Genomic DNA, 640 nt, shown 5'->3' on the forward strand with positions numbered 1-640 from the left:
CCAGCACGGTGTGTCGGTCTGGCTGGACGACCTCTCCCGCGAACTGACCGACGGGGGCGAGCTGCAGCGCCTGGTCGACGCGGGTGTGCTCGGCGTGACGTCGAACCCGACGATCTTCGCCACCGCCCTGTCCAAGGGCGACCGCTACACCGAGCAGGTCAAGGAACTGATCGCCGCCGGCGCCGACACCGAGGAGGCGGTCTTCCAGATCACCACCGAGGACGTGCGCCGCGCCGCCGACATCCTCAAGCCGGTCTACGACCGCACGAACGGCCTGGACGGCCGCGTCTCCCTCGAGGTGGACCCGCGCCAGGCGCGCGACACCGCCGCGACCGAGGAGTCGGCCCGCAAGCTGTGGCAGGCGGTCAGCCGCGAGAACCTCTACATCAAGATCCCCGCCACGGTCGAGGGTCTGCCGGCGATCACCACCGCGCTGTCCGAGGGCATCAGCGTCAACGTCACGCTGATCTTCTCCCTGGACCGCTACCGCGCCGTCATGCAGGCGTTCCTGACCGGTCTGGAGCAGGCCAAGCAGAACGGCCACGACATCTCCAAGATCGAGTCGGTCGCCTCGTTCTTCGTCTCCCGCGTCGACACCGAGATCGACAAGCGCCTCGACGAGATCGGCAGCGAGGAGGCC

At 68.8% G+C, this 640-nt stretch carries 1 protein-coding gene; it reads left to right on the forward strand.

Annotated features, from left to right (window positions below):
• Positions 1–10: 10 nt before the first annotated feature.
• A partial coding sequence (gene tal, locus ACRYR2_RS25010; protein WP_432565710.1) for a transaldolase occupies positions 11–640 on the forward strand: 630 nt, incomplete at its 3' end.

Source organism: Kineococcus deserti (assembly GCF_050871945.1).
Classification (GTDB): Bacteria; Actinomycetota; Actinomycetes; order Actinomycetales; family Kineococcaceae; genus Kineococcus.